This window comes from Pseudomonas sp. C9-3 (assembly GCF_032392015.1).
Lineage (GTDB): Bacteria > Pseudomonadota > Gammaproteobacteria > Pseudomonadales > Pseudomonadaceae > Pseudomonas > Pseudomonas nitroreducens.
Window position 1 is genome coordinate 1022346 of the sequence record NZ_CP135919.1, and the last position, 17847, is coordinate 1040192.

Consider the following 17847-nt stretch of genomic DNA (forward strand, 5'->3'; position numbering starts at 1 on the left):
TTCGCCACGCAGGAAATACCCCCATGAGCCACACCCACTGCGACGTCGCCATCGTCGGCGCCGGTATCCTCGGCCTTTCCCACGCCTACGCCGCCGCCCGTCGCGGGCTTTCCGTGCGTGTCTTCGAACGCACCGCCACACCCCTGGGCGCCTCGATACGCAACTTCGGCCAGGCGCTGGTCACCGGCCAGCCGCCGGGCGTGATGTCCGACCTGGCACGGGCCAGCCGGCCGATCTGGGCGCAATGGGCGGAAGGCGCCGGGTTCTCCCTGCGGCGCAACGGTTCGTTGCTATTCGCTCGCACCGAGGCCGAGGAGCATCTGCTGGAAGCCTTCTGCGCCGGCCGCGCGAAGGAGCTGGACTACCGCGTGGGCCTGCTGCGCGGCAGCGAGCTGAACGACCTCTACCAGGGGCACTTCCGCCATCACCGCGCCGCGCTGCTCGGCTTCGACGACCAGCAGTTGTACTCCCGCGAAGCGCTGCCGAGCCTGATCGATTACCTGCGCCGTGAGCTCGGCGTGCAGTTCCATTTCTCCACCCTCGTGCGTGACGTCGACAGCGGCGTGCTGCGCACCACGGCGGGCAGCTTCACCGCCGGGCAGGTGATCGTCTGCTCCGGCCATGACTACCAGACGCTGCTGGCCGAGGTCATCGCGCCGCTGGAGCCGCAGGTGTGCCGCCTGCAGATGCTGCGCGCGCGCCCGCAGGTCGATTTCGGCCTCGCCCACTCGATCCTCACTGGCCTGAGTTGCGTGCATTACGGTGCCTTCTCCGACCTGCCCGAGGCCGACGCGGTGCGCGAGCAGATTCGCCGTGAGACGCCGGAACTGGAAGAGCAGGGCATCCACCTGCTGGTCAGCCCAACGCCCCATGGCGAGCTGATCATCGGCGACTCCCACCATTACGGCAGCGACGCCGCGCCGTTCAATGCCGAGGCTGTGGACAGACTCATGCTGGAGCTGGCCGAGGACACCCTGGGCATGCGTGTGGAGGTGGTCGAGCGCTGGCAGGGCGTCTACGGTTCGCGCGGGCCGGGGCCGTTCTCCGTACTGCAGGCCGCCGACGGAATCACTGCCGTGCTGATGCACACCGGCGTCGGCATGAGCATTGGTCCGGCGCTGGGCGAGCGCACCGTGGCCGGATTGTTTGGCTGACACGCAGCTGTCATCTGCCGTTCACTGGGTTCTGGTACTACCGGCACACACGGATTCGCTTTTTTGTAGGAGCGAGCTTGCTCGCGAACCTGCACGGCACGGTGCCAGGCGGTTCGCGAGCAAGCTCGCTCCCACAGGCTGCGCGCGCGGAGAGACATGAACCACAGCATCGTTCAGAGCCATCAGGATTCCGACCTGTTCGGCCTCCTCTATGGCTTCAGCTTTCGTCCCGGCCAGCCCGGCCTGGAAATCGACTCGCCTACCGCACTGCAGCGCCTGCAGGAGCCGCGGGCGACGGATGAGTTCCTCTGGCTGCACCTGAACCTGGCGCACGCGGCCTGCGAGCGCTGGATGAAGTCGCACCTGGAACTGCCCGACTACTTCTTCGAGACGCTGCGCGAAGGCTCGCGCTCCACCCGCATCGAGCATGTGGACGGCGCACTGCTGGCGGTGGTCAACGACGTGGTGTTCGACTTCAGCAGCCGCATGTCCTCGGACGTCGCCACGCTGTGGGTCTGCGCCCGTGGTCGCCTGCTGGTGACTGCCCGCGCGCAGCCGCTGCGTTCGGTGGATACGCTGCGCTCCTCGGTAAAGCACGGCGAGAGCTTCAACTCGCCGCTGGAGCTGCTGGTCCACCTGCTGCGCGACCAGGGCGAAATCCTCACCCATATCGTCCGCGAGACCAGCATCAGCGTCGACCGCATCGAAGACCAGCTGCTGTCATCGCGCCTCTCCGCCAGCCGCGCCGACCTGGGCGGCATGCGCCGGGTGCTGGTGCGCCTGCAACGCCTGCTGGCGCTGGAGCCGGGCTCGCTGATGCGCCTGCTCAACCGCCCGCCGCTGTGGCTGAAGGAAGACGACGTGCGTGTGCTGCGCGAGGCCACCGAGGAATTCTCCCTGGTGATCAACGACCTCACCGCGCTGGGCGAACGCATCAAGCTGCTGCAGGAAGAGATCGCCGCAAAGATCAACGAGCAGAGCAACCGCACGCTGTTCACCCTCACCGTGGTCACGGTGCTGGCGCTGCCGATCAACATCATCGCCGGCTTCTTCGGCATGAACGTCGGCGGCATTCCCTTCTCCAGCGACCCGGAAGGGTTCTGGATTCTGGTCGTGCTGGTGGCCAGCTTCACCGGCCTGGCCGGGCGCTGGGCGTTTCGCAAGCGCGACGATTACTGACCAACGTCGGCATGGGCACTTTGCAGGAGCGAGCGTGCTCGCGAACAACCCCGGCACCAGAGCAGCCGGTTGATACCGTTCGCGAGCAAGCTCGCTCCTACAGGTAAGGCAGGGCCCCGATTTCCGGGCAAAAAAAGACCGGCCCAATGGCCGGTCGAGGGGGAAGAAAACGGCGTCAGCGGCAGACGCGGGCGATGGCCGCCGCCAGGTGGTCCAGGCGCTCGCCGTCGAGCCCGGCGATGTTGGCGCGGCCGCTGCTGACCAGGTAGATGCTGTGTTCCTCGCGCAGGATGCGCACCTGCTCGGCGTGCAGGCCGGTATAGGAGAACATGCCGCGCTGGATGGCGATGTGCGCAAAGCGCTCCGCCAGCCCGTGGGGGCGCAGGGCTTCCACCAGGCCGATACGCAGGTCGGCGATGCGCCCGCGCATGGCGTCCAGTTCTGCCAGCCACAGGTTCTTCAGTTCCGGGTCGCCGAGGATGGTGGCGACCACTTCGGCGCCGTGGGCCGGTGGGGTGGACCACAGGTTGCGGGCGAACAGCGCCAGTTGGCTGCGGATGTCGGTGAGCTTGTCGGCGGTCTCGGCGCAGACGATCAGCGCGCCGACACGGTCGCGGTAGAGGCCGAAGTTCTTCGAGCAGGAGCTGGTGATCAGCACTTCCGGCAGGCTCTCGGACAGCAGGCGCACGGAATACGCGTCCTCCTCCAGCCCATCGCCCAGGCCCTGGTAGGCGAAGTCCAGCAACGGCAGCAACTCGCGGCGACGGACGATCCCCAGCACGCGCTGCCACTGCGCGTGATCCAGGTCGAAGCCGGTGGGGTTGTGGCAGCAGGCGTGCAGCAGCACCACGTCGCCCTGCGGGATTTTCTCCAGCATGGCGAACATGGCCTCCGCGTCGAGACGGTTGTCCGCGCCGACGTAGGGGTAGTGCTTGATCGGCACGCCGGCGGCGGCGAACAGGGTCTCGTGGATCGGCCAGGTCGGGTCGCTCAGCCAGATATTTTTCCCCGGCAGGCAATGCGCGATGAACTCCGCCGCCAGGCGCAGGGCGCCGGTGCCGCCGGGCGTCTGCGTGGCATCGGCACGCGAGTCGGCCAGCAGCGGCGAGGTGACGCCCAGTACCTGCTCGCACAGGCGTGCGGCGAACAGCGCGTCGCCGTGGCTGCCGACGTAGCTCTTGGTGGTCTCGCTATCCACCAGGCGCTGCTCGGCCAGCTTCACCGCACGGGGAATCGGCGTGAGGCCCTGGGCGTCCTTGTAGACGCCCACGCCAAGGTCGAGCCGCGCGGGGTTGGGGTCAGCCCGATAGGCGTCGAGCAGGCCCAGGATCGGGTCGCCCGGTACGCGGGTGACCTTGGCGAAATGGCTCATTTGCGTCCCTCTGCTTTCGCGGCCAGCTCGTCGGTGCGCGCGGCCATGATGAAATCGTTGCGGTGCAGGCCCTTCAGCTCGTGGCTCCACCAGGTGACGGTGACCTTGCCCCACTGGGTCAGCAGGTCGGGGTGGTGGCCTTCTTCCTCGGCGATGGCGCCCACCGCGTTGGTGAAGGCCAGGGCATGGCGGAAGTTCTTGAACAGGAAGACCCGTTCCAGCTCCATGTGATCGTCGCGGACCTCGATGTTCCAGTCCGGGATCTGCTTGATCAGCACCGCCAGTTCTTCGTCGGACACCTTCGGGGCGTCGGCGCGGCAGGCTTCGCAATGGGCTTGGGTAAGTGCGGTCATGAAAGGTTCTCCTTGTCGTGGGGTGGCATAGGAGTGCGCTCGCGAACCATCTTAGGCTCGCGAGCACGTCTCATCCTAGGCACAGATGGGATCGATTGCAGCGGATCAGGCGGCCTGTTTCGGCGGAAACTTCGGCGCGTGCAGGCCCAGGTGCATGGCTTCGCGCACCAGCGCCATGATGTCCTCATGGGCCAGGTCGAACAGGCGCTTGAGCTCAGGGAGCACGAAATACAGGGGCTGCAGGATGTCGATGCGGTACGGCGTGCGCATGCATTCCAGCGGGTCGAAAGCCTGGTGCTCGGGCGCGTCGGAGAGGCAGTAGACGCTCTCCCTGGGCGACGAAAGGATGCCGCCGCCGTAGATGCGCAGGCCTTGCGGGGTGTCGAGCAGGCCGAACTCGATGGTCATCCAGTAGAGGCGGGCGAGGAACACGCGCTCTTCCTTGCTGGCGGCCAGGCCGAGCTTGCCATAGGTGTGGGTGAACTCGGCGAACCAGGGGTTGGTCAGCAGCGGGCAGTGGCCGAAGATCTCGTGGAAGATGTCCGGCTCCTGCAGGTAGTCCAGTTCTTCCGGGGTGCGGATGAAAGTGGCGACGGGGAATTGCTGGCTGGCCAGCAGCTCGAAGAAGGTCTGGAAGGGAATCAGTGCCGGCACCCGCGCCACGCGCCAGCCGGTGGTGGCCTGGAGCACCTGGTTGATTTCGCCCAGTTGCGGGATGCGGTCGTGAGGCAGGCCGAGCTGCTCGATGCCGTCCAGGTACTGCTGGCACGCGCGGCCCTCGATCACTTTCAGCTGGCGGGTGATAAGGGTGTTCCAGACCTGATGCTCGGCTTCCGGGTAGTGGATAAAGCCATCTTCATCAGGTTGGCGGGCCACGTACTGCGTTGTCTTCATGGGTGCCCTCATAGGTACTGTGGCTTCGAGGCCTTGTTGTTGTGATGACCAACAGATAGCGCGAGTCGTGCCGCCGAACAGCCCCCTGTTCGCGGTGTTTTCAGGCTGCCAGGGCCGTAATCCGTAAAGAAAAGATTACGCAAGGCGGCGCAGGCATCCGGCCATGGCTTGAAGGTGCGGCTTGGTGTCACATATTCTTGACGGTAATTTCCGGCCAACTGGCGAAAATCCGTGCCGGAGCGCCCACCACAACGACAACCACGGGCCCGCCATGCGCATCAAAGTGCACTGTCAGAACCGCGTCGGCATCCTGCGCGACATCCTCAACCTGCTGGTCGACTACGGCATCAACGTCAACCGCGGCGAAGTCGGCGGCGAGCAGGGCAACGCCATCTACCTGCTCTGCCCGAACCTCATCAACCTGCAGTTCCAGTCGCTCAAGCCCAAGCTCGAAGCGGTGCCCGGCGTGTTCGGCGTCAAGCGTGTCGGCCTGATGCCCAGCGAACGGCGCCACCTGGAGTTGAACGCATTGCTGGCGGCGCTGGAGTTCCCGGTGCTGTCCATCGACATGGCCGGGCAGATCGTCGCGGCCAACCGGGCCGCCGCGCAGCTGCTGGGCTCGCGGGTCGACGAAGTGCCGGGGATTCCGCTGTCGCGCTACGTCGAGGATCTCGACCTGCCGGAGTTGGTGCGGGCCAACAAGGCACGCATCAACGGCCTGCGGGTGAAGGTGAAGGGCGATGTGTTCCTCGCGGACATCGCGCCGCTGCAATCCGAACACGACGAGAGCGAGGCGCTGGCCGGCGCCGTGCTGACGTTGCACCGCGCCGACCGCGTCGGCGAGCGCATCTACAACGTGCGGCGCCTGGAGTTGCGCGGCTTTGACAGCATCTTCCAGAGCTCGCGGGTGATGGCCGCCGTGGTGCGCGAGGCGCGCCGCATGGCGCCGCTGGATGCGCCGCTGCTGATCGAGGGCGAGACCGGCACCGGCAAGGAACTGCTGGCTCGCGCCTGCCACCTGGCCAGCCCGCGCGGGCAGTCGCCGTTCATGGCGCTGAACTGCGCCGGCCTGCCCGAATCCATGGCCGAGACCGAGCTGTTCGGCTACGGCCCGGGCGCCTTCGAGGGCGCGCGCCCGGAAGGCAAGCTCGGCCTGCTGGAACTCACCGCGGGCGGCACCCTGTTCCTCGATGGCGTCGGCGAGATGAGCCCGCGCCTGCAGGCCAAGCTGCTGCGCTTCCTACAGGACGGTTGCTTCCGACGAGTGGGCAGCGACGAGGAGGTGTACCTGGATGTGCGGGTGATCTGCGCGACCCAGGTGGACCTGTCCGAGCTGTGCACCAAGGGTGAGTTCCGCCAGGACCTCTACCACCGCCTCAACGTGCTGTCGCTGCACATCCCGCCGCTGCGCGAATGCCTGGACGGCCTGGAACCGCTGGTGGAGCACTTCCTCGACCAGGCCAGCCGGCAGATCGGCTGCGCGCTGCCCAAGCTGTCGCCCCAGGCGCTGGACCGCCTCGGCCGCTACCACTGGCCGGGCAACGTGCGGCAACTGGAAAATGCGCTGTTCCAAGCGGTCTCGCTGTGCGAAGGCGGCACCATTCGCCCCGAACACATCCGCCTGCCGGACTACGGCGCGCCGCATCCGCTGGGCGACTTCTCCCTGGAAGGCGGATTGGACGCCATCGTCGGCCGGTTCGAGAGAGCGGTGCTGGAGCGGCTCTACCGCGAGCACCCGAGCAGCCGGCAACTGGGCAAGCGCCTGGGGGTGTCGCACACCACCATCGCCAACAAGCTGCGCCTGCATGGGTTGGGGCAAAGCGAGGAGTCCTGAGTGACTGCCGGGGGTTGAACGCAGCCGGAAAAACAAAACCCCGGCACCGGGCCGGGGTTATGCACTCGTATTCAGTCAGCTCGCCGTCACTGCGCCACGCGCGCCATCAGCCCTGCCGCCTGGCGCATGCGGGTGATGTATTGCGCCACCTCGCGTTCGGCATCGAAGCGGGTGAAGTAGGGCCCTTCGAGAGTCCCTTCGCGGGTGGAGAAGAAGTACTGGCCATTGACCGCGCTGATCCGATCGCTGCGGTAATGGGTGGCCGCCTGACTGTCGTCGACACGTTGCCCCAACATACGCTGACCTCCCGTACAAAAGGATTAATTGATTCGAGTGTATGCCGCAAAGCCCCGCCGTACAGGGGCTGCAGGGGGATGGCGACGAACGGTTGGGTTTCGTCTCAGCGGTGAAACACTTGGCGGGCAGAGCTTCCCGCAGCCTTGGCTATGCTCAGTGTCCAGCGCGCCCAGGGCGCCAGGGCAGGGTCGATACGAGTGTTTAATTTTGGTTATAAGAAAATCAAAATATATTCTTTTTAATGCGTAAAGACCTTGTGCATAGTGGCTACCAACACGAACAAGGAGAGACCCATGAGCTTGCGACTCGGCGACATCGCCCCCGACTTCGAACAGGAATCCAGCGAAGGCCGCATCCGTTTCCATGAATGGCTGGGCAACAGCTGGGGCATTCTGTTCTCCCACCCGGCCGACTTCACCCCGGTGTGCACCACCGAGCTGGGCCTGACCGCCAAGCTCAAGGACCAGTTCGCCGCCAAGGGCGTCAAGGTGATCGCCCTGTCCGTCGACCCGGTGGACTCCCACGTGAAGTGGATCGACGACATCAACGAAACCCAGAACACCGTGGTCAACTTCCCGATCATCGCCGACGCCGACCGCAAGGTCTCCGAGCTGTATGACCTGATCCACCCGAACGCCAACGACACCCTCACCGTGCGTTCGCTGTTCGTCATCGACCCGAACAAGAAGGTGCGCCTGACCATCACCTACCCGGCGAGCACCGGGCGCAACTTCAACGAGATCCTGCGCGTCATCGACTCGCTGCAGCTTACCGACAACCACAAGGTCGCCACGCCGGGCAACTGGCAGGACGGCGACGACGTGGTGATCGTGCCTTCGCTCAAGGACGAGGAAGAGATCAAGCAGCGTTTCCCCAAGGGCTACCGTGCGATCAAACCGTACCTGCGCCTGACGCCCCAGCCGAACAAGTGATTCGAAGCGGCTGCGCGTCGGCCAGCCTGCGTTGCCAGCGGCAGCGGGGTGCTCATGTGCTGTAGCACACTCCGCTCCCACTGCCGTTGGCGCCTTGCCTGGCTCTAGCTCGCGCGCTTCGAAGGCCGAAGTTTCAACCTCGAGCGGAAATCGGGCCGGTTCGCCGGCACCTTTTTTATCCTTCATGCGCGGACCACGCCGCGCTTTTTTATTCGCTCCATCTCAACGATCTGACTTGCCCGCCAGACGGGAAGAAGACACCAGCCCACGCCAAGGAGAACGACCATGGGTCATTCCACCTGGCGCCGCAGCCTGGCCGTCGCTCTTCTCGCGAGCCTGCCGATCGGCGCCTACAACAGCCCCGCCCAAGCCGCCGACGCACCGAAGGAGGTGCGCCTGGACTACGCCTACTACGCTCCCACCAGCCTGGTGCTCAAGCACTTCGGCTGGCTGGAGAAGTCCCTCAAGCCGCAGGGCACCGAAGTGCGCTGGGTGTTCAGCCAGGGCAGCAACCGTTCCCTGGAATATCTCAACGCCGGCAGTACCGACTTCGCCTCCACCGCGGGGCTGGCCGCCGTACTCAGCCGCGCCAACGGCGCACCGCTGAAGACCGTCTACATCGCCAGCCGGCCGGAGTGGACCGCGCTGGTGGTGCCCAAGGATTCGCCGCTCAAGTCCGTCGCTGACCTCAAGGGCAAGAAGATCGCCGCCACCAAGGGCACCGATCCCTATCTGTTCCTCCTGCGCAGCCTGCAAAAGGCCGGGTTGGACAAGAACGACGTGGAAATCGTCCACCTGCAGCACCCGGACGGCCGTGCCGCACTGGAGCAGGGCAGGGTGGATGCCTGGGCGGGGCTGGACCCGCACATGGCCGCCAGCGAACTGCAGGCCGGCTCGCGGCTGCTGTACCGCAACGTCGACTTCAACAGCTACGGCGTGCTCAGCGTCACCGAGAAATTCGAGCAGGAGCAGCCGGAGCTGATCAAGCAGGTCATCGCCGCCTACGAAGAGGCGCGCCAATGGGCGATAGCGCATCCGGAGGAAACCGCGAAACTGCTCGCCGAGGAGGCCAAGCTGCCGCTGGAAGTGGCCAGGCTGCAGCTCTCGCGCACCGATTTCAGCAAGCCGTTGCCGGGTGCCGAGCAGGTCGCCGCGTTGAAAGCCGCCGCGCCGATCCTGGTCGATGAGCAACTGGTTCGTCCGGGTACTGATGTCACCGCCGTGGTGGATCAGCTGATTGCCCCGCAACTGGCCGGCGAGGTGATCGGCAAGGCTGGCGCTGTCGCCAAGGCGGAGCAGTAGTCCATGCCAACCCAGAGCCTGCGCCTCGCTCGCCAGCGCCGCCTGCCAAGGCTGCGCTGGCCGCGACTGAGCTGGCGTGCCTGGCTGTTGCCGCTGCTGCTGTGCGCGGTGCTGGAGCTGGTGGTACGCATCGGTTGGCTGCCCGAGCACCAGATGCCCGCGCCCAGCAGTGTCGCGCTGACGCTCTGGCAACTGGCTCAGGGCGAGCTGTGGAAACACGTGGCGGCCAGCCTCGCGCGGGTGGCTGCCGGCTTCTCCATCGGCGCGGCGTTGGCCATCCTGATCGGCACATGGGTCGGCCTCAGCCAGCGTGCCGAGGCTTATCTCGAACCGACTTTCCAGGCGCTGCGGGCCATTCCCAGCCTCGCCTGGGTGCCGCTCCTGCTGCTCTGGCTGGGCATCGATGAGACGCCGAAAATCGTGCTGATCGCCCTCGGCGCTTTCTTCCCCGTGTATCTCTCGCTGGTAGCCGGCGTGCGTAACGTCGACCGCAAGTGGGTCGAACTGGGCCGCTTGTATCACCTGTCGCCGTTTGCCCTGGTGCGACGCATCCTCCTGCCGGCCGCGCTGCCGAGCCTGTTCACCGGCCTGCGCGGCGCGCTGAGCCTGAGCTGGATGTTCCTCGTTGCTGCCGAGCTGATCGCGGCCACCCGTGGCCTGGGCTATCTGCTCAGTGACGGCCGGGAAACCTCGCGGCCGGACATCGTCATCGCCGCCATCCTGGTGCTGGCGGTGCTCGGCAAGCTCAGCGACAGCCTGCTCAAGGCGCTGGAGCAGCGTGCGCTGGCCTGGCGCGATACCTTCCTGGGCAATGGAGAGAGCTGATGAGCGTCTTGCTGGAACTGCGTGATATCCGCAAGAGCTTCTCCGGCGTGCGCGTGCTGGACGACGTCAGCCTGAGCCTGGCGCCGGGCGAAGTGGTCAGCCTGCTCGGCCCCAGCGGCTGTGGAAAAAGTACCCTGCTGCGCATCGCCGCCGGGCTGGACGACGAGTTCGCCGGCTCGCTGGAGCGCAACCCGCTGCTGGGCTTCGGCCCGGACGGCGACAGCGGTCGTGGCGGCGGTGGCGTCGGCGTGGTGTTCCAGGAGCCGCGCCTGCTGCCCTGGCTCACCGTGGCGCAGAACATTGGTTTCGCAGACGGCTGGCTGGCCGACGACAACCGTATCGCCCACCTGCTGCGCGACGTGGGCCTGGAAGGCAAGGGCGACCTGCTGCCCAAACAACTTTCCGGCGGCATGGCCCAGCGTGCGGCCATCGCCCGTGGTCTCTACGGTCGTCCGCAGGTGTTGCTGCTGGACGAACCCTTCAGCGCGGTGGACGCCTTCACCCGCATCCGCCTGCAGGACCTGATCCAGCAACTGGCGCTGGAGTACGACATCAGCATCCTGCTGGTCACCCACGACCTCGACGAAGCCTTCTACCTCAGCGACCGCGTCTTGCTGCTGGGCGGCACGCCCAGCCGCCTGCGCCGCGAATTCCCCGTACCGCTGCCGCGCCCGCGGGATCGTCGCGCCGTGGAGCTGGCCTTCCTGCGTGGCGAAGCGCTGACCGAGCTGCACCAGTCTCACGTCATCTGACTCGTCACTGTTCTGTAGGAGCGAGCTTGCTCGCGAACCGCTTGATGCCGGAGCTGCCCGGAAAGCGTTCGCGAGCAAGCTCGCTCCCTCATTTAAAACAAAAACGCATAACTAAATGAATAAATAACATTTATTGGAATATGTGAGGGGCTGTTAAGGTCTATGCACATTGGTTAGCAGGACGGCATTTGTATCGTCCTGATCGTTATAAGGAAACGTGCAGATGTATGTAGTCACCCTAGCCGGCAGCCCCAGCCAGCGTTCCCGCTCCGGCGTCCTCCTGGACGTCGCACGGAACTGGCTGCACGCCCACGGTGCCGAGGTGCGCTCCTACTCCGTGCACGATTTTCCGGCGGAAGACCTGCTGTATGCACGCTTCGACAGCCCACGGGTGGTCGAGCTGATCGAGCAGGTCCTGCGCGCCGATGGCCTGGTGATCTCCACCCCGGTGTACAAGGCATCCATCGCCGGTGCGCTGAAGGTCATTCTCGACCTGCTGCCAGAGCGGGCGCTGGCGCACAAGGTGGTGCTGCCCCTGGCTACTGGCGGCAGCAACGCCCACATGCTGGCGGTGGACTACGCGCTCAAGCCGGTCCTCGCTGCGCTGAAGGCACAGGAAACCCTGCATGGCGTGTTCGCCGAAGAGAGCCAGGTGCAATACCCCGAGGGCAATACCCCGGCGCGCCTGGAATCGACCCTCGAACACCGACTGCTGGAATCCCTGGAACAGTTCCATGGCGCCCTCGCGCGCCGGCCGAAACCCATCGACCCGAACCTGCTCAACGAACGGCTGATCAACGCCCGCTGGAGCATCTGACAGACAACCCCACGCAGGAGCGCGCCAAGCCCCAACCCGGCAGGCGGCAACTGCGTCACCAACAAGAAAAGGCCCTCACCGTCCCGTCAACGGGACCGCAGGTCCGGCAATCACACTCGACGAAGGATCACTCCCATGCGGACTCTCACTTTGCGTAGTGGACTGGCGGCCCTGCTGATCGCGGCCCTGTCCTATAACGTCCAGGCGGACGAACAACCCGGCACCCTGCGTATCGGCTATCAGAAATACGGCACCCTGGTGTTGCTCAAGGCCCGTGGCACGCTGGAGAAGCGCCTGGCCGAGCAGGGCGTCAAGGTGCAATGGACCGAATTCCCCGGCGGCCCGCAGCTGCTCGAAGGCCTGAACGTTGGCAGCATCGACTTCGGCGTCACCGGCGAAACCCCGCCGGTATTCGCCCAGGCCGCTGGCGCCGATCTGGTCTACGTGGCCCACGAACCGCCGGCGCCGACCAGCGAAGCGATCCTGCTGCCCAAGGATTCGCCGATCAAATCCGTCGCCGAGCTGAAGGGCAAGAAAGTCGCCCTGAACAAAGGCTCCAACGTGCACTACCTGCTGGTGCGCGCCCTGGAGAAAGCCGGCCTGAAATACACCGATATCCAGCCCGTCTACCTGCCGCCGGCCGACGCCCGCGCCGCCTTCGAGCGTGGCAGCGTCGATGCCTGGGTGATCTGGGACCCGTACCAGGCCGCCGCCGAGAAACAGCTCTCCGCCCGCACCCTGGTGGATGGCACCGGCCTTGTGGATAACCACCAGTTCTACCTCGCCACCCGCCCGTATGCGAACCAGCACCCGCAGGTGATCACCACCCTGATCGACGAAGTGCGTTCGGTGGGTGAGTGGTCGCAGCAGAACCCACAGCAGGTGACCGACCAGGTCGCGCCGCTGCTTGGCCTGCCGGCGGACATCACCTTCACTGCGGTGAAACGCCAGGGCTACGGCGCCCAGCCGATCACCCCGGACGTTACTGCCGCGCAGCAGAAGATCGCCGACACCTTCACCGACCTGAAGCTGATCCCCAAGAAGCTGAGCATCAAGGACGTGGTGTGGACGGCTCCGGCCAAGGTCGCCACCGCCCAATGATCCGCTTGTAGGAGCGAGGGGGACGCCTAGTCCTTGCTCGCGAACCCTCCCAGCTCCAGAGCTGCCGGGAGTCTGTTCGCGAGCAAGCTCGCTCCTACGAAGAACAGCAGCAACACGTACACCTACCCCATCATCGCGCGGCTACGCCACGCCGGCGCGCTTATCTGGAGTTACAGCGATGAGTCTCAACATCTTCTGGTTCCTGCCGACCCACGGCGACGGCCACTACCTGGGCACCGCCGAAGGCGCCCGTGCCGTGGACCACGGTTATCTGCAACAGGTCGCCCAGGCCGCCGACCGCCTCGGTTTCGGTGGCGTGCTGATCCCCACCGGCCGCTCCTGCGAGGACTCCTGGCTGGTTGCCGCCTCGCTGATCCCGGTGACCCAGCGCCTGAAGTTCCTGGTCGCCCTGCGTCCGGGCATCATTTCCCCGACCGTGGCCGCCCGCCAGGCCGCAACCCTCGACCGGCTCTCCGGTGGGCGCGCGCTGTTCAACCTGGTGACCGGCGGTGACCCGGACGAACTGGCCGGCGACGGCCTGCACCTGAGTCACGCCGAGCGCTACGAAGCCTCGGTCGAATTCACCCGCATCTGGCGCCGTGTGCTGGAGGGCGAGACCGTCGACTACGACGGCAAGCACCTGCAAGTGAAGGGCGCCAAGCTGCTCTACCCGCCGATCCAGCAACCGCGTCCGCCGCTGTACTTCGGTGGTTCTTCCGATGCTGCGCAGGACCTCGCCGCCGAGCAGGTCGAGCTGTACCTGACCTGGGGCGAGCCGCCGGCCGCCGTCGCCGAGAAGATCGCCCAGGTCCGCGAGAAGGCTGCCAAGCAGGGCCGCAGCGTGCGCTTCGGCATCCGCCTGCACGTGATCGTCCGCGAGACCAACGAGGAAGCCTGGCAGGCCGCCGACCGCCTGATCTCCCACCTGGACCAGGACACCATCGACCGTGCCCAGGCGTCCCTGGCGCGCTTCGATTCCGTCGGCCAGCAACGCATGGCCGCCCTGCATGGCGGCAACAAGGACAAGCTGGAAGTCAGCCCCAACCTCTGGGCCGGCGTCGGCCTGGTCCGCGGCGGTGCCGGCACTGCGCTGGTGGGCGATGGCCCGACCGTGGCGGCGCGCGTGAAGGAATACGCGGACCTGGGGATCGACACCTTCATCTTCTCCGGTTACCCGCACCTGGAAGAGTCGTATCGGGTCGCCGAATTGCTCTTCCCGCACCTGGACCTCGCCCGCCCGCAGCAACCGCAGGAGCGCGGCTATGTCAGCCCGTTCGGCGAGATGGTCGCCAACGACATCCTGCCCAAGGCGGCATCGGCGAGCTGACACCCGTAGGGCGAATGAAGCGGAACGCTTCATCCGCCGTGGCGGATAACGCTGGCGCGTTATGCGCCCTACGTAGCGACCGACGAATCCGGAGAGAAGAGATGAGCGTTTCCAACAATCTTGCCCAGCGCCTCGCGCCCTGGGCCCTGCCGGTGGGCCTGGTGGTGATCTGGCAACTGGCGGTGGAATTCGGCTGGCTGTCCAGCCGCATCCTGCCGGCACCCAGCGCGGTGGCCGAGGCCGGCTACCACCTGGTGGTCAGTGGCGAGCTGTGGCAACACCTGGCGATCAGCACCTGGCGCGCTGCCGTCGGCTTCGTCATCGGCGGCAGCATCGGCCTGGTGCTGGGGCTGATCACCGGCCTGTCGAAATGGGGCGAGCGCTTCCTCGACAGCTCGGTGCAGATGATCCGCAACGTGCCGCACCTGGCGCTGATCCCGCTGGTGATCCTGTGGTTCGGCATCGACGAGTCGGCGAAGATCTTCCTGGTCGCCCTCGGCACGCTGTTCCCGATCTACCTCAATACCTACCACGGCATCCGCAACATCGACCCGGGCCTGCTGGAAATGTCGCGCAGCTACGGGCTGTCCGGCTTCGCGCTGTTCCGCCAGGTGATCCTGCCCGGCGCGCTGCCCTCGATCCTGGTCGGTGTGCGCTTCGCCCTGGGCTTCATGTGGCTGACCCTGATCGTCGCCGAGACCATTTCCGCCAACTCCGGCATCGGCTACCTGGCGATGAACGCCCGCGAGTTCCTGCAGACCGACGTAGTGGTCCTGGCGATCCTGCTCTATGCCGTGCTCGGCAAGCTGGCGGACCTCGCTGCCCGTGGTCTGGAACGCGTGTGGCTGCGCTGGCACCCGGCTTATCAGGTGAAGGGAGGTGCGGCATGAACGCAGTGAATCAGTTGCCGCAACAACTCAAGAAAGGCATCCCGCTGGCGCTGGAAAACGTGCGCAAGCGTTTCGGCGAGCGTGAAGTGCTCAAGGGCATCGACCTGCGGATTCCCGCCGGCCAGTTCGTCGCTATCGTCGGTCGCAGCGGTTGCGGCAAGAGCACCCTGCTGCGCCTGCTGGCCGGGCTGGATGAAGCCAGCGATGGGCAACTGCTGGCCGGCTCCGCGCCGCTGGAAAGCGCCCGCGAAGAAACCCGCCTGATGTTCCAGGACTCGCGCCTGCTGCCCTGGAAGCGGGTGATCGACAACGTCGGCCTCGGCCTGAAGGGTGACTGGCGCGGCAAGGCGCTGGAAGCGCTGGAAGCCGTGGGCCTGTCCGACCGCGCCAACGAGTGGCCGGCCAGCCTGTCCGGTGGCCAGAAGCAGCGCGTGGCCCTGGCCCGCGCCCTGATCCACCAGCCGCGCCTGCTGCTGCTCGACGAGCCGCTGGGTGCACTGGATGCGCTGACCCGCATCGAGATGCAGCAGCTGATCGAGGGCCTCTGGCAGCAGCATGGCTTCACCGTGCTGCTGGTCACCCACGACGTCGCCGAGGCCGTGGCCATCGCCGACCGGGTGATCCTCATCGAGGACGGCGAGATCGGCCTGGACCTCAATGTCGAACTGCACCGCCCGCGCGCCCGTGGTTCGGCACGCCTGGCCGCGCTGGAAGCCGAAGTGCTCGAACGCGTGCTGTCGCTGCCGGCACAGCCGCCCGAGCCGGAACCCGTATCCCCACTGCCCACGCAATTGCGCTGGGCACTCTGATCCAACGTTCACACGTGTAACGCCATTCCCCAAGGAGAAACGCCATGACAATCAAAGCCATCAACGTCCGCAACCAGTTCAAAGGCACCATCAAGGAAATCGTCGAAGGCGATGTACTGTCGGAAATCGACGTGCAGACCGCTGCCGGCATCGTCACCTCGGTGATCACCACCCGTTCCGTGAAAGAGCTGGAACTGGCCATCGGCAGCGAAGTGATCGCCTTCGTGAAATCCACCGAGGTGTCCATCGCCAAGCTCTGAATGCGGCGCTGGAAAACAACGGGCAGTCCGGAAACGGGCTGCCCGTTTCCTTTTGCGCGACGGCTTCCGGGACGCGCCGGGCGATTTTGTAGGATGGGTGGAGCGCAGCGATACCCATGCTGTCGGCGCGCGGCCCGATGGGTATCGCAAGCTCCACCCATCCTACGAATAGCCAGGCTTTGCGCCAGCGGCAAACGGCTAGAGCAATTACTCTACTTCCCTTAGACTCCCGCTCAAACCAACAAGAGAAAGGAGTCCCGCATGTCCCTGAGTCCCTCTGCCTTCGCGTTGCTCGGCCTGGTCGCCTGGACCGTGCTGCTGGTTCTGCTGCTGGTCAACCAGCGTGGCCTGCTGGTGATGAGCGGCCGCATGAAGGTCAACGTCTTCGCCGCCGACGGCAGCAACACCCCCGGCACTTTCGGCCAGCGCCTGGTGCGTGCCCACGCCAACTGCGTGGAGAACGTGCCGCTGTTCTGCGCGGTGCTGCTCTATGCGATGGTCACCGACCAGGTGCTGATCACCGACCCTTTGGCGCCGACCCTGCTGGTGGCGCGGATCGTCCAATCCGTCGTGCACCTGTTCAGTATCTCGGCACTGGCGGTGTGGATCCGTTTCGCCGCGTTCTTCGTCCAGCTGATCATCCTGATCTGGTGGCTGCTGCGCCTTTCCACCCTGATCTGAGCGGCGACCGGAACAGTTGCGCAACGCAACTGTTCCTATGGGGCGATACCGCCATGACTTAGCATGGCGGACCGCACACGCGTCGAGGCTTCCATGCACGTTTCATCCGGCCGCTGGCAATTCGGCCTGTTCCTGGCCCTGGTCACCGCCGTTCTCTGGGGCATCCTGCCGATCAAGCTCAAGGAGGTCCTGAAGGTCATGGACCCGATCACCGTCACCTGGTTTCGCCTGGTGGTGTCCGGTGGTCTGCTGCTGATCTACCTGGCCTTCACCCGCCAGCTGCCGCGCTTCTCGCCACTTGGCGCGCGCGGCAAGGGATTGGTGCTGCTGGCCATTCTCGGCCTGACCGGCAACTACGTGTGCTACCTGATCGGCCTGCGCATGCTCACGCCGGGCACCACGCAACTGGTGATCCAGATCGCGCCGATCCTGCTCCTGCTGGGCAGCCTGTTCGTCTTCAAGGAGAGCTTCAGCATCGGCCAGGCGCTGGGGCTCGCCGTGCTGATCTTCGGTTTCGGGCTGTTCTTCAACCAGCGCCTGGCGGAACTGTTCAGCTCGCTGGGCGAGTACACCACCGGCGTGCTGATCGTGGTCTTCGCCGCTTTCATCTGGACCTTCTACGGCCTGGCGCAGAAGCAACTGCTGACCCAGTGGACCTCGGTGCAGGTAATGATGGTGATCTACCTGGGCTGCGGTGCGTTGCTCACGCCCTGGGCGCATCCGCTGGAAGCGCTGGACCTCTCGCCGTTGCAGGGCTGGCTGCTGCTGGCCTGCTGCCTGAACACCCTGGTGGCCTACGGCGCCTTCGCCGAAGCGCTGGCGCACTGGGAGGCCTCGCGGGTCAGCGCGACCCTGGCGATCACCCCGCTGGTGACCTTCGCGTCGGTGGCGCTGGCTGCCTCGCTGTGGCCCGAGTTCGTGCTGCCCGAAGACCTCAACGGGCTGGCCTATGTCGGCGCGCTGCTGGTTGTGAGCGGCTCCGCGCTGACCGCGCTGGCGCCTTCACTGTTGCGCAGTTACCGGGCGCGAAGGGCGCGCATCGCCAACCTCTGAATCCCCGAAGGCCGC

General features: G+C 65.8%; 19 protein-coding genes. 15 read left to right on the forward strand and 4 right to left on the reverse strand.

The window, feature by feature from the left end:
• The first annotated feature begins 23 nt into the window (after window positions 1-23).
• On the forward strand, window positions 24-1154 hold the full coding sequence (locus RS899_RS04540; RefSeq protein ID WP_315809189.1) for a TIGR03364 family FAD-dependent oxidoreductase: 1131 nt from the start codon (window positions 24-26) through the stop codon (window positions 1152-1154).
• A 156-nt stretch (window positions 1155-1310) separates the two neighbouring features.
• Window positions 1311-2333, forward strand: a complete 1023-nt coding sequence (locus RS899_RS04545; protein ID WP_054908212.1) for a transporter — start codon at window positions 1311-1313, stop codon at window positions 2331-2333.
• 175 nt (window positions 2334-2508) lie between these two features.
• Here the strand turns inward: RS899_RS04545 and RS899_RS04550 are convergent, their stop codons facing one another.
• From RS899_RS04550 to phhA, 3 genes are all read right to left on the reverse strand, one after another.
• Complete coding sequence (locus RS899_RS04550; protein ID WP_315809190.1) at window positions 2509-3705, reverse strand: amino acid aminotransferase; 1197 nt, start codon at window positions 3703-3705, stop codon at window positions 2509-2511.
• Entirely contained in the window at window positions 3702-4058 is a 357-nt protein-coding gene (locus RS899_RS04555) for a 4a-hydroxytetrahydrobiopterin dehydratase (protein WP_024764391.1), read from the reverse strand. The genes RS899_RS04550 and RS899_RS04555 overlap by 4 nt, the downstream gene beginning before the upstream one ends.
• A gap of 105 nt (window positions 4059-4163) precedes the next feature.
• The gene (gene phhA / locus RS899_RS04560) at window positions 4164-4952 is read right to left on the reverse strand and encodes a phenylalanine 4-monooxygenase (RefSeq protein WP_315809191.1); all 789 of its coding nucleotides are present in this window, start codon (window positions 4950-4952) and stop codon (window positions 4164-4166) included.
• A gap of 271 nt (window positions 4953-5223) precedes the next feature.
• On the opposite strand from phhA, the gene RS899_RS04565 reads away from it, so the two are divergent.
• A complete protein-coding gene (locus RS899_RS04565; RefSeq protein WP_054908215.1) occupies window positions 5224-6786 on the forward strand; it encodes a sigma-54-dependent transcriptional regulator in 1563 nt (520 codons plus the stop codon).
• An 86-nt stretch (window positions 6787-6872) separates the two neighbouring features.
• Here RS899_RS04565 and RS899_RS04570 read toward each other — a convergent pair whose 3' ends face one another.
• Window positions 6873-7082 carry a DUF6316 family protein gene (locus RS899_RS04570; RefSeq protein WP_054908216.1) on the reverse strand — a complete coding sequence of 70 codons (210 nt, stop codon included), beginning with the start codon at window positions 7080-7082 and terminating at the stop codon, window positions 6873-6875.
• Window positions 7083-7376: 294 nt separating this feature from the next.
• Here RS899_RS04570 and RS899_RS04575 point away from each other — a divergent pair, with 294 nt between their 5' ends.
• The 12 genes from RS899_RS04575 to RS899_RS04630 all read left to right on the forward strand — a co-directional run bounded on the left by RS899_RS04575 (window position 7377) and on the right by RS899_RS04630 (window position 17832).
• The gene (locus RS899_RS04575; protein ID WP_024764389.1) at window positions 7377-8015 is read left to right on the forward strand and encodes a peroxiredoxin; all 639 of its coding nucleotides are present in this window, start codon (window positions 7377-7379) and stop codon (window positions 8013-8015) included.
• Window positions 8016-8300: 285 nt separating this feature from the next.
• Window positions 8301-9317 carry an aliphatic sulfonate ABC transporter substrate-binding protein gene (locus RS899_RS04580; protein WP_315809192.1) on the forward strand — a complete coding sequence of 339 codons (1017 nt, stop codon included), beginning with the start codon at window positions 8301-8303 and terminating at the stop codon, window positions 9315-9317.
• 3 nt (window positions 9318-9320) lie between these two features.
• On the forward strand, window positions 9321-10142 hold the full coding sequence (locus RS899_RS04585) for an ABC transporter permease (protein WP_233298082.1): 822 nt from the start codon (window positions 9321-9323) through the stop codon (window positions 10140-10142).
• Entirely contained in the window at window positions 10142-10894 is a 753-nt protein-coding gene (locus tag RS899_RS04590) for an ABC transporter ATP-binding protein (protein ID WP_315809193.1), read from the forward strand. Before RS899_RS04585 ends, RS899_RS04590 begins: the two co-directional genes overlap by 1 nt.
• A gap of 223 nt (window positions 10895-11117) precedes the next feature.
• The gene (gene ssuE / locus RS899_RS04595) at window positions 11118-11711 is read left to right on the forward strand and encodes an NADPH-dependent FMN reductase (RefSeq protein ID WP_054908219.1); all 594 of its coding nucleotides are present in this window, start codon (window positions 11118-11120) and stop codon (window positions 11709-11711) included.
• 135 nt (window positions 11712-11846) lie between these two features.
• Window positions 11847-12812 carry a sulfonate ABC transporter substrate-binding protein gene (locus tag RS899_RS04600; protein ID WP_038803409.1) on the forward strand — a complete coding sequence of 322 codons (966 nt, stop codon included), beginning with the start codon at window positions 11847-11849 and terminating at the stop codon, window positions 12810-12812.
• Window positions 12813-12990: 178 nt separating this feature from the next.
• Window positions 12991-14139, forward strand: a complete 1149-nt coding sequence (gene ssuD, locus RS899_RS04605) for an FMNH2-dependent alkanesulfonate monooxygenase (protein WP_315809194.1) — start codon at window positions 12991-12993, stop codon at window positions 14137-14139.
• A 101-nt stretch (window positions 14140-14240) separates the two neighbouring features.
• Complete coding sequence (gene ssuC, locus RS899_RS04610) at window positions 14241-15029, forward strand: aliphatic sulfonate ABC transporter permease SsuC (protein ID WP_054908221.1); 789 nt, start codon at window positions 14241-14243, stop codon at window positions 15027-15029.
• The gene (ssuB, locus tag RS899_RS04615) at window positions 15026-15838 is read left to right on the forward strand and encodes an aliphatic sulfonates ABC transporter ATP-binding protein (RefSeq protein WP_054908222.1); all 813 of its coding nucleotides are present in this window, start codon (window positions 15026-15028) and stop codon (window positions 15836-15838) included. The genes ssuC and ssuB overlap by 4 nt, the downstream gene beginning before the upstream one ends.
• A gap of 44 nt (window positions 15839-15882) precedes the next feature.
• Complete coding sequence (locus tag RS899_RS04620) at window positions 15883-16098, forward strand: TOBE domain-containing protein (protein ID WP_017517652.1); 216 nt, start codon at window positions 15883-15885, stop codon at window positions 16096-16098.
• 261 nt (window positions 16099-16359) lie between these two features.
• On the forward strand, window positions 16360-16779 hold the full coding sequence (locus RS899_RS04625; protein ID WP_315809195.1) for an MAPEG family protein: 420 nt from the start codon (window positions 16360-16362) through the stop codon (window positions 16777-16779).
• Window positions 16780-16872: 93 nt separating this feature from the next.
• Window positions 16873-17832 (forward strand): DMT family transporter, encoded by a 960-nt coding sequence (locus RS899_RS04630; RefSeq protein WP_045212278.1) that lies wholly within the window; start codon window positions 16873-16875, stop codon window positions 17830-17832.
• Window positions 17833-17847: the final 15 nt, after the last annotated feature.